The sequence below is a fragment of the Prosthecobacter sp. genome, assembly GCF_049294395.1.
Taxonomy (GTDB): Bacteria; Verrucomicrobiota; Verrucomicrobiia; order Verrucomicrobiales; family Verrucomicrobiaceae; genus Prosthecobacter.
In genome coordinates, this window is sequence record NZ_JBAQCR010000378.1 from 1 (window position 1) to 12,404 (window position 12,404).

The 12,404-nt window shown below is 62.6% G+C and carries 13 protein-coding genes; 7 read left to right on the forward strand and 6 right to left on the reverse strand.

All coding sequences use genetic code 11. The annotated features are described in order from the left end of the window. The coding region (locus WAW39_RS25350) for a bifunctional serine/threonine-protein kinase/formylglycine-generating enzyme family protein (protein WP_422321952.1) at positions 1 to 1,798 on the forward strand (1,798 nt) is incomplete at its 5' end. Between the two features lie 51 nt (positions 1,799 to 1,849). Here the strand turns inward: WAW39_RS25350 and WAW39_RS25355 are convergent. Beyond that, complete coding sequence (locus WAW39_RS25355; protein WP_422321953.1) at positions 1,850 to 2,275, reverse strand: hypothetical protein; 426 nt, start codon at positions 2,273 to 2,275, stop codon at positions 1,850 to 1,852. Between the two features lie 237 nt (positions 2,276 to 2,512). Further along, complete coding sequence (locus WAW39_RS25360) at positions 2,513 to 3,091, reverse strand: hypothetical protein (RefSeq protein WP_422321954.1); 579 nt, start codon at positions 3,089 to 3,091, stop codon at positions 2,513 to 2,515. A 191-nt stretch (positions 3,092 to 3,282) separates the two neighbouring features. On the opposite strand from WAW39_RS25360, the gene WAW39_RS25365 reads away from it, so the two are divergent. Continuing rightward, complete coding sequence (locus WAW39_RS25365; RefSeq protein ID WP_422321955.1) at positions 3,283 to 4,191, forward strand: universal stress protein; 909 nt, start codon at positions 3,283 to 3,285, stop codon at positions 4,189 to 4,191. 13 nt (positions 4,192 to 4,204) lie between these two features. Beyond that, the gene (locus WAW39_RS25370) at positions 4,205 to 4,663 is read left to right on the forward strand and encodes a universal stress protein (protein ID WP_422321956.1); all 459 of its coding nucleotides are present in this window, start codon (positions 4,205 to 4,207) and stop codon (positions 4,661 to 4,663) included. Positions 4,664 to 4,737: 74 nt separating this feature from the next. On the opposite strand, the gene WAW39_RS25375 is transcribed toward WAW39_RS25370, so the two are convergent. Continuing rightward, entirely contained in the window at positions 4,738 to 5,019 is a 282-nt protein-coding gene (locus WAW39_RS25375) for a hypothetical protein (protein WP_422321957.1), read from the reverse strand. Positions 5,020 to 5,140: 121 nt separating this feature from the next. Here WAW39_RS25375 and WAW39_RS25380 point away from each other — a divergent pair, with 121 nt between their 5' ends. Next, positions 5,141 to 5,692, forward strand: a complete 552-nt coding sequence (locus tag WAW39_RS25380; RefSeq protein ID WP_422321958.1) for an RNA polymerase sigma factor — start codon at positions 5,141 to 5,143, stop codon at positions 5,690 to 5,692. Next, positions 5,689 to 7,113 (forward strand): YfbK domain-containing protein, encoded by a 1,425-nt coding sequence (locus WAW39_RS25385; RefSeq protein WP_422321959.1) that lies wholly within the window; start codon positions 5,689 to 5,691, stop codon positions 7,111 to 7,113. The genes WAW39_RS25380 and WAW39_RS25385 overlap by 4 nt, the downstream gene beginning before the upstream one ends. Positions 7,114 to 7,424: 311 nt before the next feature. Here the strand turns inward: WAW39_RS25385 and WAW39_RS25390 are convergent, their stop codons facing one another. Then, positions 7,425 to 8,243: a CHAD domain-containing protein gene (locus WAW39_RS25390; protein WP_422321960.1), complete on the reverse strand. Its 819-nt coding sequence runs from the start codon at positions 8,241 to 8,243 to the stop codon at positions 7,425 to 7,427. A 256-nt stretch (positions 8,244 to 8,499) separates the two neighbouring features. Here WAW39_RS25390 and trxA point away from each other — a divergent pair, with 256 nt between their 5' ends. Then, positions 8,500 to 8,829: a thioredoxin gene (gene trxA / locus WAW39_RS25395; RefSeq protein WP_397383109.1), complete on the forward strand. Its 330-nt coding sequence runs from the start codon at positions 8,500 to 8,502 to the stop codon at positions 8,827 to 8,829. Between the two features lie 410 nt (positions 8,830 to 9,239). On the opposite strand, the gene WAW39_RS25400 is transcribed toward trxA, so the two are convergent. Both WAW39_RS25400 and WAW39_RS25405 read right to left on the reverse strand, forming a co-directional pair. Then, positions 9,240 to 10,319: a 6-phosphofructokinase gene (locus tag WAW39_RS25400; protein WP_422321961.1), complete on the reverse strand. Its 1,080-nt coding sequence runs from the start codon at positions 10,317 to 10,319 to the stop codon at positions 9,240 to 9,242. A 60-nt stretch (positions 10,320 to 10,379) separates the two neighbouring features. Next, positions 10,380 to 11,348, reverse strand: a complete 969-nt coding sequence (locus WAW39_RS25405) for a D-alanyl-D-alanine carboxypeptidase family protein (protein WP_422321962.1) — start codon at positions 11,346 to 11,348, stop codon at positions 10,380 to 10,382. A 107-nt stretch (positions 11,349 to 11,455) separates the two neighbouring features. Between WAW39_RS25405 and WAW39_RS25410 the strand changes: the two genes are divergently transcribed. Continuing rightward, positions 11,456 to 11,872 (forward strand): ketosteroid isomerase-related protein, encoded by a 417-nt coding sequence (locus tag WAW39_RS25410; RefSeq protein ID WP_422321963.1) that lies wholly within the window; start codon positions 11,456 to 11,458, stop codon positions 11,870 to 11,872. The last annotated feature ends 532 nt before the right edge of the window (positions 11,873 to 12,404 follow it).

The following is a 12,404-nucleotide window of genomic DNA, read 5'->3' on the forward strand; positions in this document are numbered from 1 at the left end:
GTATGAGATCACCGGCTTGATCGGGCGGGGCGGGATGGGGGCGGTGTACCGGGGCATGCAGTTGACTTTGGACCGCCCGGTGGCCATCAAGATTTTGCCGCCGGGGCTGGATGAGGCGGATGCGACCTACAGCGAGCGCTTTCGCAATGAGGCGCTGGCCATGGCCAAGCTGAACCACCCGGGCATCGTGGCGGTGTATGACTTTGGCAGCACCCGCAATGGCATGCTGTACATTGTGCTGGAATTCGTGGATGGCACGGATGTGGCGCAGATGATGGCCAGGCAGGGGCGGCTGCCTGCGGCGCATGCCATGTCCATCACCGCGCATGTGTGCGATGCGCTGAAATACGCGCATGAGCGCGGCATTGTGCACCGGGACATCAAGCCGGCGAACATCATGGTGGGTTACAATGGCGTGGTGAAAGTGGCGGACTTTGGCCTGGCCAAGATGAGCAAGGGCGGGGAAAGCACGGGCATGACGCAGAGCGGCCTGGCCATGGGGACGATGCACTACATCGCCCCGGAGGCGCTGACGCTGGGCGCTTCGGTGGATCATCGCGCGGACATCTATGCGATGGGCGTGATGCTCTACCACATGCTTACCGGCGCGCTGCCGCAGGGGATGTTCAAGCTGCCGTCGCAGCAGGTGCCGGGGCTGGACCTGCGGTATGACGGCATCATCAGCCGTGCCCTGCGCAACGACCGTGAGCTGCGCTACCAGACCGTGGTGGAACTGCGAAGGGATCTGGACGCGATCATCGCGCAGCCGGTGGCAAAGGTGGAGGCGAATGCCCGCAAAGCACCCGCTGCGCTGAACACGATGGAGCGCCCTCAACGGCCCGAGGGGCAGCCGTATCGCCCGCCAAACTGGCAGGCTCCGCCGCCGCCGGGCAGGAATCTTAATCTAGGATTCTGGCTGCCGGTGCTGGGCGTGGTGGCGGCGCTGGTGGGCTTTGTCTTCTGGTCTGAGCAGGGGAAAGCCAAGGTGAAGCCCACGGTGGAAGCTGCGGAAGGAAAGGCTGCGGCAGGCACCGAGACCGAGGTGCCGAAACCCGTCTTTACCAACAGCCTGGGCATGCAGTTCATACCCGTGGCGGGCACGCAGGTGCTGATGTGCATTCACGAGACGCGCAATCAGGATTACAAGGCTTATGCAGCGGCGGTGAAGGGCGTGAACCCTTCGCCAATCTACTCGGACAAATCAGCGGTGGATCAGGCCGAGGACCACCCGATTCGCAATGTGAGGTACATTGATGCTGCAGGCTTCTGCGAGTGGCTGAGCAACAAGGAGGGGCGGAAGTACCGTCTGCCAACCGATGAAGAGTGGAGCCTGGCCATGGGCATCGGCCCGGCGGAAAAGCGTGCGGCTGGCGACACACCGGAAACGCTGACCCGCAGGCCCATTCAAGAGTTTCCCTGGGGCAGCACTCAGTGGCCGCCGCCGCCAGGTTTTGGCAACTACGGGGACACCGCGTGGAAGGCGGTCTTTCCGAACCAGCCCCACTTCATTGAAGGCTACACGGATGGCTTTCCCACCACGGCCCCGGTGATGAGTTTTCCACCCAACCAGCAGGGGCTCTATGACATGAGCGGGAACGTCACCGAGTGGGTGCAGGACTGGTGGAATGCCGAGCAGAAGGACCGCACCTATCGCGGTGGCGGCTACAGCAACCGCGAGCCGAGAGACCTGCAGCCCTCCGCACGCGGGCACCATGCTCCTTCTGCAAGATACAGCAACGGCAACCAGGGCTTCCGCTGCGTGGTTGAGAGGGAGAATGTGAAGAGCCCTCGATTTTGACGAGATGGAGACAGGGCAGGGAATGGTCTTTTGCGGCAGGTGCTGGTAGGATTATTCGGCCTTGGGGTGTGTCGGGGCCTCTTTGCCCCGGCGCATGTCGATGTTGAAGTGGCCGCCGATCTGGCCACGAAAATGATGAGGGCCCACCATGGCCAGGGATTCGGTGCCGTATTGATCCCAGCGCAGCACGAGCAAGGGGGTGCCGCCTTCGGCGGTGAGCGTCCACCTGGCGGTGCTGCCCTGCTGCGCGGTGGTGGCGGTGCCGTCGGCATGGAGGGTGAGGATGTCCGTCCAATGCGGGTGCGTGACGCGCCAGTCGCCCACGATGGTCCAGCGCGTGTATACGTCTCCGTCCACGGCGGCTTGTCCGAGTCCGGGGGAGACTTTGGCTTCAGACGCGCTGACAGCGCCGGTCTGGGCGACGAGGCAGCAGGCCGAAACTGCCAAAGCTGCGCAGGTAAGATGGAGTCTGTTCATGAGGTGCGAGGGGAACTGGGTTGCAGGTGTGAGCCTATTAAACAACGCGCTTCGAAGCAATGCTTAAAAAAGTGGAGTGCCGATGCCGTCGCTTTCCTGGGACTCCGGCCCCCGGCTCATGAAAGCTCCGGACGGAGAGCGGCAATCAAACAAATGGCACCCCGCTTTCACGGGGTGCCATTCGAAGGCAGGCTGGCTCAGCCACGTTGCATAAGCCGCTGCTCTGAGTTTGAGATACTACCGGATGTAGCCGCCGCCCTGCATGGGGAGGGAGCTGCCGTAGGCGCGGTGGTCGCCGCCGTAGTAGTACTGACCGTTGTAATTGTACCGGTTGGTGTAGGTGCGGCCTTGGTAGTTATAATTGCCGTTTTGATACTGGCCGCCGGAGTAGTAGCGGCCGTTGTACAGGTAGGCGTTGCCAGAGTAGTTGGTGGGCAGCGTGGTGTAGGTGTGGTAGCCGCTGTTCTGCTGGATGTAGGCGTTGTTTTGCACGGGGATGGTGCTGCCGTAGGAGCGGTGGTTGCCGCCGTAGTAGTACTGGCCGTTGTAATAGTAACGGTTGCTGTAGGGGCGGCCCTGGTAGTTGTATCTGCCGGTTTGATACTGGCCTCCCGAGTAGTAACGCCCGTCGACGAGATAGGCGTTGCCCGAGTAGTTCTGGGGCAGGGAGGTGTAGGTGTTGTAGCCGCTGCTGACGTAGCCGGGGCCGTTGCCATTGTATCCACCGGAGAACTGCGGATCCACGCAGGAGATCAGCGAGAAGGTGAGGAGGGCGGTGGGGAGAAGCAGTGCTTTCTTGAGGTGGGCGGGTTTCATGGCCGAAGCGTGGGACAGAAGCGGGAAAGATGAAATGAGGTGTATACCCCATAGGCGTCAGGCATTCCTCAAGGGGGCGCTGCATTGTCACTTCCTATCCAATTGGTGAGGCCAAAATCCGGGCAGGGGACGATAGGAGATGGGGTGAACAGCCCATTTCGCAGCGCGAGGTCCTGCGTTTAGATCCAACCATGAACAAGCTCACCACCATCCTTGTCGCTGTGGATTTTTCCACGGGATCACGCACGGCCTATGAGCAGGCGGTGCGCATCGCGGCGCTGCATGGGGCGAAGGTTCATGTGCTGCATGTGGTGGACTCTGCTGCGGTGGCGGCACTGGCGGAAAGCCGGGAGGAACCCTTTGAAAATCACGCCCGGGTGGCCACTGAAGGCGCCAGCGAAGCACTGACCCACTGGCTGGAGCAGTCTCCCGCAGCGGCCAATTGTGAAGTCACCATCGCGCTGGGCACGCCGCTGCATGAGATTTTGGAGCATGCGCGCACGCTGAAGGCGGACCTGCTGGTGGCGGGCATCGCCGGGGCAGGGGACATGCCCGCAGGCGCGGGATCCATCTCCAGCAAGCTGGCGCGCAAGGTGCAGACGCCGGTGCTGCTGGTGCGCACGAATCATCCGCAGGCGTTTCGCAAGATCGTGGCCTGTATTGATTTCTCGGAGAATTCGCGCGCCGTGGTGGAGCAGGCGCACAGCCTGGCGCGCATGGACGGCGCCACGGTGGACTTTGTGCATGTGTGGCAGGAGCCCTGGGTGGCCATGGCCTACCCCACGCCCTTTGCAGATCCGGGCGGCCCGGCGATGGTTTACACGCCGGAGGAGCGTGAGGCCTGCATCCAGCGGCTGCGCGCTGATCTGCATGCATTTGTGGGCGTTGCATCGCAGGGCATTGAATCCACCGAAGTGCTGCAGGAGTCACCCAGCCATGGCAACGGCATCGCCACGCATGCGCAGGAGGCGCAGGCGGACCTGATCATCATGGGCGGCAAGGGGCGCACCAATCTGCGCTACGTGCTGCTGGGTTCCACGGCGGAGCGGCTGCTGACGCGGCTGCCCTGCTCCCTTCTTGTGGTGAAACTTCCCGTGTAAAACATCTAACTTTATGAAAACCATCGTTGCCTTGGTCGATCTCTCCGACCTGACCTTCAAAGTACTCAAGCAGGCGCACGCGCTTGCCACCGCCTTTCACAGTGAGGTGATCATCCTGCACGTGCTGGCCAAGGTGCCCGTCGTCGTGGATGTGGGCATTGCCTCGCCCGTGGTGATGCAGGATCCCTCCCCCGAAGTGCTCCATCAGCAGACTGAGCAGCTCTTTGAAATGCGCGATTCGCTGATCAAATTTGGCGTGAAGGCCAGCGTGGATCAGCTGGCAGACTCCAGCGTGGCCGGGGTGCTGGCGGAGACGCGGCGGCGCAATGCGGACCTGATCATTCTCGGCTCCCACCGCCACAGCACGTTCTACCACCTGCTGGTGGGCAATGTGGCGGCCGACGTCCTGAAAGGGGCGCACTGCCCGGTCCTGGTGGTGCCGAGCGATGAGGATGTGGCGGAGAAGAAGTGAGTGAGAAGAAGTGACCGCGTCCTCCACGTGGCATCTCTGAAATCACCGGCCATGCAGCCTGCCGGGCGGTCCGGCTATTTCTTGCCCTGGGGCGGCACGTAGGTCTGGCCGTCGTAGCTGCCGCCCACCATGCCCTGCACGGACTTGAGCTGGTCGTTCATGGAGTTGTTCAGGGCGTCGCCGCTGGTCTGGGAGGCATCCAGGGCGCGGCTGGGGAGGGAGGTGGCCTCTTCCTCCGGCGCTGCGGGTGCGGGCTTGGGGGCGGGATCGAGCGTCTCTTTGATGAGCCACACGCCGCCACCCAGGGCGATGAGGATGAGGAAAAAGGAGGTGCTGGAGGAGGTGGAATCGCTCACAATGCTTGTCTGAACGGCTGGGGCTGCGTAAAGATTGCGGTTTCCAAGGCGAAAAATGGCGTAAGTTCCTCTCTGGCCTAATTTCCTCCTGTGTCTGCTCGTTCCCTCCATGAACTCTCGCATGCCCGACCCACACGTACAGGATGAAGCCGCCGTGCTGGTCAGGCGGGCGTTGGACCAGCATGAAAGCACCCTTATCGCCTACACAGCCAGCATCCTCGGTGGAGACATCGAGCGTGCGCGTGATGTCGTGCAGGACGCCATGCTCCGGCTCTACCTCTCCGAGCCGGACCGTGTGCGTGACAATCTCAAGTCCTGGCTCTTCACCGTGTGCCGAAACCGTGCCTTCGACATCCTGCGCAAGGAGCAGCGGCTGGATCTGGGCAACGACGAGGTCATCGACGCCGCGACGGATCACGAGCCTGACCCTTCCCAGAGCGCGGGCATGCACGAGCTCTATGCGCACATCTGGAGCTGTGTGGACCGCCTGCGGCCCAACCAGCGCGAGGTCGTACGGCTCAAATTTCAACACGACTGCTCCTATCAGGAAATCGCTGGCATCACCGGACTCAGCGTCGGGAATGTCGGCTTCATCATGCACCATGCGATCAAGAAACTCCGCGAACTGATGAGCACGGACATCAGCGAGGAATACACCCCCACCCATTCATGAATCCCCAGGACAATCCCCTCTTCACCGCCTACGCCCTCGGAGAACTCAGCGCCGAGGAGGCGCGTGAGCTTCACGAACTGCTGGCCACCACGCCCTCTGCCGCTCACGAGCTGGAGCAGATCGAGGCCGTGACCGATGCCTTGCGCCAGGGCGCGCCCCTTTCTCTCGCGCGTCTCACGCATGAGCAGCGCCACGCCGTGCTGCATCCGGCCAACATGCCACGGCGCATCCAGCCGATGCTGCCACGCCAGCCTGTGAAACGTTCGCGTCAGGTCTTCTGGCCAGTGATGGGCGCGGTGCTCAAGGTGGCGGCTGTCGTCGCGCTCAGCGGCGCGGCCTTCCTGGCGGGCTGGATGTATGGCCCAGAGGTGAAATCTGCCGCGCAGATGGCCGGAACGCCCAAGGACGATGCGCCTGCCAAGAAAGAGCTGAAGCCTCAGGCCCTGCCTGAGAAAGCCGCACCCGCACCGATGGTCGCAGCCAAGTCTGAACCCAAGGCAACCACGCCCGCTGCACCTGCCCCGGTGGCGAAAACGCTGGTGGCCGTGGTCAAGCCCACCCCGGCTCCCGCTCCTGCGGTGAAGGAAGTGGTGGTGGCCAATGTCGCTCCAGTGAAGGAAAAGCCTGCCGCCCCGGTGGTGACTCCCAATCTCGGCTTCACGCTCCCCGCCGGACATGGCGCTTTTGTGAGCACGACGAAGCAGGCGGTGGATCAGTTCAGCCTGCACCCCGGGCAGATCAAGCCGCTGCCGCCCAAACTCAAGGGGCAGGCTTTTGCCTCCCCACAGCTCACGCCGAACAAGCCCGAGCCCAAGCCGGAGCGTGCGTCCGATCTTTTCATTCACTCCTGGAAGGCTGAAGTGGCCTCCTGCCCGTGGAATCCGGCGAACCGGCTGCTGCGCCTCGTCATCCAGCTGCCCGCAGATCAGGCGGCAGTGATGGGTGCGGACGCCAGCTTCCCCCTGCAGGTGACCTTTGATAAAGCGAATGTGAAGCAGTTCCGCATGCTGTGTGAGCGGCATCTCGCGGCCACCGAACTGCGCACTGCGGGCACCCATGTGCTGTGGTATGAATTCCAGCCCAATGGCAGCGGTGAGATCCCGCGCGACAGCAGCCGTCAGGTGGCCACCGTGATGCTGCCAAACGCACGCTTCACCTCCCAGGCCGTGGGCCCCTTTGACAGCAGCAAGCTTCAGGTCATGGACCGTGGGTACTCTCTGCAAAATGCGCGTGAGGATTTTGTCTTTGAAACTTCCGTGGTGGGCTTTGGCCTGCTGCTGCGGGGTGCGGAGCAACTGGGCGCGCTGAACCATGAGCTGGTGCTCAATCTGGCCAATCAGTCCAAAGGCGCGGACAGCAACGGCGAGCGCGGGCGGTTTATCCGCTTGGTGCAGGATGCGAAGCAGGCGGCCGGGCTGTAGGGATTTTGGAGTGCGGCTGCGACGGGCTGCCGTTCCCGTGGGGTTTGCAAGGCGTTGGAGCTGCCGCTTTCGAGCGTCTCGTGGCGGGCGCGGGGTGCTGCGGCCCGCGAAGAATCACCGGCTGCCGCATTCGGGTATTTGATGGTATGCGTGCGCCGCGTGGCCCGGCAGAAGCGGTAGCTGCGTTCGTTCCTCACTCCGCGACCGCAGTCCATATGGGAGGGCGGGCATGCGCGAGCTGGCCGGGCTGATTCGGTGGCGCTTGGGAGCAAGCGTGGCGGGTCTTCCGGTCCAGCCTCCGGCACGGCACCTCACGCTCCCTGCAGCAGCTTCCCGCTGAAGCGGGTGCCGGGCGGGGCATAGAGCTTGTGGCCCAGCGCGAGGTAGCTTTCGCGGAGGTGGTCGCGGTGCTCGTTGATCACGTGCAGCCAGGGACTGCGCCGCACGGTGAAGGCGGGCTCTGAGGCGAGATTGCACAGATCCTGATCCCGGCCCAGAATGTGGCCGAGGCGTCGGGCGCGCCGGATGCGGCGCTCCGCACCGCGCAGGTGCGAGAGCACCAGGGTTTGAAAATAGAGATCCTTCACGCGGTGCCGCCAGCGGTGCAGGGTGCGCTTGTCCTTGGTCTCACAGGCCTGCTTCATGAGCTGGCGGCCTTTGCGGTAGCAGCGGGCGTGCTCTTCCAGGATCTGCTCTTCGGAAAGCGACTGGATGCAGGTGCTGTCGATGAGCTGGCCCACGGCGTAAAGCTGATGATGCAGATCCGAGGCAGGCGGGGCTTTGAGCGGCTGACCGTGGAGCTGCGGGCGGTGCTTGGGCGCGAGATGGAAACGGCGTGTGAGCTTGTCGATGAGCTTGCTCTGCACCACGTACTCGCGATTGCCGGCGCAGGCATTTTTCACGGCGCGCAGGTGCTGCCGCATGGCCTGCAGCGTGTGTTTTTCGATGCCGGGATTGGCCAGGCGGAGCAGGGCCATCATCTTCTTCACACGCAGGCGCAGCTGGTGCGTGGCGCTCTCTTCATGGATGGAGATTCTGAGCACATCCTCCTGCGCACGCTCGCAGAGCTGATGCAGCAAACGCTTCAACTTCCGGCCCGAAAGGCCCTCGGAGTCATGGCGTAGTCTCATGAGAGGGTATTCAGCCGTGAATCAGGGCGGACAGCAAGAAAGAGTTTTTCACATTCGTCAGCCAGCGCTGGCAACAACTCCGCCAAACCTGCGATTTGTCTGATGGACTCCAAGCAGTCGAGCCAGTGGGATTGTCGTCACATTGGGCATTTTTCCGGCCCACCGGGGGGGAGATGGTGAAAACTTTCGTTGATTCGTGTGCCTCCGATGCCAGCGTGCATCCGTAACCTTTTTCCTAACCCCAATACTCCCCACCATGGCCAGCGAAGCAGTCCTCACCCTCACCGAAGCAAATTTTGAATCTGAAGTCACCTCCTCCACCGTGCCGGTGCTCGTGGATTTCTGGGCTGAATGGTGCGGCCCATGCCGCATGCTGGGACCGATCCTCGACGATCTGGCCAAGGAGCAGGGCGACAAGGTGAAGATCGGCAAGGTGAACGTGGACGAGTCCCCGAACCTGGCCACTCAGTTCAGCGTGCGCTCCATCCCGATGATGGTGTTCTTCAAGGACGGCAAGGCCGTGGAAACCGTCGTGGGCGTGCAGTCCAAGGACGCCCTGACCAAGCGCCTTGCCGCGCTGGCGTGAGTGATGCTTGACTGAATCCTTTTGAAGCAGCCGCTGGATTGACTCCGGCGGCTGTTTTTTTTGTGTCCGCACTGGGACGAAAGATTCCAGGGACGCGCCCAACGCGTCCCTATCAGCGCTGCCGTGGCTCAGGGGAAGGTAGGGAACCGCTGCGCCGGGTCCGTGATTTCGGGTCTGTCGCGTCGCAGGCATTCATAAAAGGTTCGCCGTCCTCGCAGCCCTCAACAGCACGTCTTTTTCCCCGACGGCATGGCACTCCTTGAATGGCAAAGACACCGCCTAGCTTCCCAGAACTCACCCCCCCCGCGCCGGCGCTTTCACCTGACCGAACCAAACCCACAAAAAAGCCGCCCCGTACCACAGGGCGGCTTTCGTGTGAATGGAACTCAGACAGACCGCGCAGCCCAGGACTACTCGTCGCCAAACGAGATGCCGATGGCACGTGAAGCGCGGACGATTTCGCTGTCTTTGCTGACGAGGCGGAGCTGATGCACGGCTTCCTCGATGGGCACATCGCCCACCTGATACTGCTGGTAGCTGACCATGCGGCCAAAGCTGCCCTGGGCGATGAGATCGACGGCCTTGGCTCCGAAGCGGACGCCGAGGATGCGATCCAGCGCCGTGGGGGCGCCACCGCGCTGAAGATGGCCGAGCGTGCAGGAGCGCGTTTCCTTGCCGGTGTCTTTTTCGATCTGCCGGGCCACGTATTCGCCGATGCCACCCAGGCGGTCTTCGCCTTTGGCACCGACTTTTTCCTTGGTGAGGAGTTCGCCGGTTTCCATGCGTGCGCCTTCAGCGACGACGACGAGGGTGCTGTGGCGGCCTGCGGCATCGCGTTTGCGGATGGCCTTGGCCACGTGATTGAGATGGAAGGGGATTTCTGGCAGAAGGATGACGTCCGCGCCGCCAGCCATGCCGCCGTACAGGGCGATCCAGCCTGCGTGGCGTCCCATGACTTCCAGCACGATGACGCGCTTGTGGCTTTCTGCGGTGGTGTGCAGGCGGTCCAGCGCATCCACCACGGTGGCCACGGCGGAATCAAAGCCGAAGGAGGTGGCGGTGGCTTGAATGTCGTTGTCGATGGTCTTCGGCACGCCGATGATCGGAATGCCCATCTGGTACAACTGCAGGCCGGTGGTGAGGCTGCCGTCTCCGCCGACGACGATCAGCGCGCCGACTTCGAGGTGGCGCAGGGTGTTCTTGGCTTTCTCGACGATTTCGACGGGCACCTGGGACACATTGCCCTCGCCGACCTTGGCGACGAAGTGGCCCTTGTTGGTGGTGCCGAGAATGGTGCCACCGAGCTTCATGATGCCGATGGTTTTTTCCGGATTGAGCATCATGTAGTCGCCCGGAGGGAGGAGACCTTCGAAGCCGTCACGGAAGCCCACGACTTCCCAGCCGAGGGTGGTGGCGGCGCCGACGACGCCGTGGATGACTGCATTGAGTCCGGGGCAATCGCCGCCGCTGTTGAGAATGCCGATGCGCATAAGATTAAAAGGGGGAAGGGGGCTTGGTTATTAACGGGACGGAAAAGACTCCGTGAAAATTCAGAATTGATCCAGCATCTGGCGCTTGTCCGTGATGGGACGGCCTGCGGCCAGCCAGCGGTCATAGGCGGCCCAGCCCTGGTGCAGCAGCGTGCGTGCCTCATCAAAGGGGCTGGCTGAACCGAGCACGACGACGACCATGCGGTGACGGTAGATGAGGCTGGAGTTGTCCGCCTGCACCTGCACCGTCGGGGACTTCTCAGCGGAGATGACCACGCAGCCGCCGGAGCGCGGGGTGTTGCCGGTTTTGATGCCGTCGATGCGATCCACGCCGAGGAGTTGATTGGTGTTGCTAAGCGCCATGGTGAGCTGCTGACCACCGCGGTAGATGGTGATGCTGCGGCTGGTCTGATTGGTGTAAAAACGCATGGCCGGCCGTGAGACGGCATAGATGGCCAGGCGGGCGATGTCCGCCGCGCAGGAATAGGGCATGGGGCGGGAGTTTTCCAGGCCATGGGGATTGGTGAAGCGGGTGGCGCGTGCGCCTTCGCGCTTGGCCAGCTGGTTCATCTGCTTGACGAACTCCTCCATGGGATGTCCGGCGCGTGCGAGGCGCGAGAGGTGGTCCTTTCCGACGAAGTCGCCGAGGGTGATGGCGGCGACGTCATCGCTGCCCATCATGGTGGCGTAGATGAGGTCACGCAGCGTCACCTGGTCTCCGGCCTGCAGGCCGATGCTGCTGGCGCCAGTCATCTGGAAGGCGTAGGCAGGGACGGTGGCGAGCACGCCGACGCCGACCTTGGAGGCCTCCGCCCAGTCAAGCGTGACCATGGCAGTGGCGATCTTGGCAAGGCCGCCGACGGGCCGCTTGGACTGCGCGTCTGCGGCGACGTGAACTTTTTTGTTGAAGGCATCGACGACCAACACGGCTGACTGCGCCTGCAGGGCAGCACCACCGGTGACGAACGAGAAACAGATGCCAAGGATCAATGCGCGGGAGCTTAACCACGCCATGCTGGGGGAAAACATAGACGTGTGATGTTTAGCTGTATGAACCATTATCGCAACCGTGGATTTCCCCCGATCATTTTCTAATTTGACGCTGGCGCTGGTGAAATTCATGCTTCGCCCCTCCCATGGCAACACTCCAGCAGCAGGCTCTCGCCCTCATCCAAACCTACTACTCCACCTTCAATTCCGGCGACCGTGAGGCATTCCTGGCCCTGCTGACGGAGGACGTGGTGCACGACATCAACCAGGGTGGCGTGGAAACCGGGCGCGCGGCGTTTCGCACGTTTCTTGAGCGCATGGACCGCTGCTACCGTGAGCAGGTGTGTGATCTCGTGGTATTTGCCAATGAAGAGGGCACACGCGGCGCGGCGGAGTTTTACATCGAAGGCCAATACCTTTCCACCGATGAAGGCCTGCCCCCTGCCGCAGGCCAGCGCTACCGCCTGCGCGTGGGCGCCTTCTTTGATCTCCAAGACGGCAAAGTCCGCCGCGTGACGAACTACTACAACCTGGAAGAGTGGCTGCGGCAGGTGGGGGCTTGAAAAAAGTACGATGGGCGCTCCTGCCCTTCGGCCAGCGTTGTCGCAACGCCCAAGTCATGTGCAGACCTCATCCCTGCCTGCCATAACACCCAGAACAGCCAAGTCCTTCGCATGACGAACCTCGGCCCCCTGGAACAATGAATGCGCCAGATTGATGTCCGGTGACAGAAGGCCCATGCAAGGCCACGACGTGGGCGCTTAGAGCCGGGGCGGTTGAAAAGGGGGGAAGCGGTGGGGCAGCACCCCACGCTGGGACGAAGGATTCCACGGACGCGCACAGCGCATCCCTACCATCCAGAGCAGCGCGTACCGCAGGGCGGGTAGGGAACCGCTGCGCCGGGTCCGAAGCTTCGGGTCCATGGCGTCGCAGGCGCTCAAAAAGGTTCGCCGTCCTTGCAACTCTCGACAGCAGAAATCGGAGGCGCTTTGAAAGGGGGAGAGCTTTCAGTCCGCAGCCCACTCTGGGACGAAGGATTCCACGGACGCGCACAGCGCATCCCTACCATCCAGAGCAGCGCGTACCGCAGGGCGG

Excerpts from the sequence above, each read along its gene's own strand:
- WAW39_RS25360 (WP_422321954.1), bottom strand. The coding sequence starts at position 3,091 with ATGAAACCCGCCCACCTCAAGAAAGCACTGCTTCTCCCCACCGCCCTC.
- WAW39_RS25365 (WP_422321955.1), top strand. The coding sequence starts at position 3,283 with ATGAACAAGCTCACCACCATCCTTGTCGCTGTGGATTTTTCCACGGGA.
- WAW39_RS25385 (WP_422321959.1), top strand. The coding sequence starts at position 5,689 with ATGAATCCCCAGGACAATCCCCTCTTCACCGCCTACGCCCTCGGAGAA.
- trxA (WP_397383109.1), top strand. The coding sequence starts at position 8,500 with ATGGCCAGCGAAGCAGTCCTCACCCTCACCGAAGCAAATTTTGAATCT.
- WAW39_RS25380 (WP_422321958.1), top strand. The coding sequence starts at position 5,141 with ATGCCCGACCCACACGTACAGGATGAAGCCGCCGTGCTGGTCAGGCGG.
- WAW39_RS25390 (WP_422321960.1), bottom strand. The coding sequence starts at position 8,243 with ATGAGACTACGCCATGACTCCGAGGGCCTTTCGGGCCGGAAGTTGAAG.
- WAW39_RS25405 (WP_422321962.1), bottom strand. The coding sequence starts at position 11,348 with ATGTTTTCCCCCAGCATGGCGTGGTTAAGCTCCCGCGCATTGATCCTT.
- WAW39_RS25370 (WP_422321956.1), top strand. The coding sequence starts at position 4,205 with ATGAAAACCATCGTTGCCTTGGTCGATCTCTCCGACCTGACCTTCAAA.
- WAW39_RS25410 (WP_422321963.1), top strand. The coding sequence starts at position 11,456 with ATGGCAACACTCCAGCAGCAGGCTCTCGCCCTCATCCAAACCTACTAC.
- WAW39_RS25400 (WP_422321961.1), bottom strand. The coding sequence starts at position 10,319 with ATGCGCATCGGCATTCTCAACAGCGGCGGCGATTGCCCCGGACTCAAT.
- WAW39_RS25355 (WP_422321953.1), bottom strand. The coding sequence starts at position 2,275 with ATGAACAGACTCCATCTTACCTGCGCAGCTTTGGCAGTTTCGGCCTGC.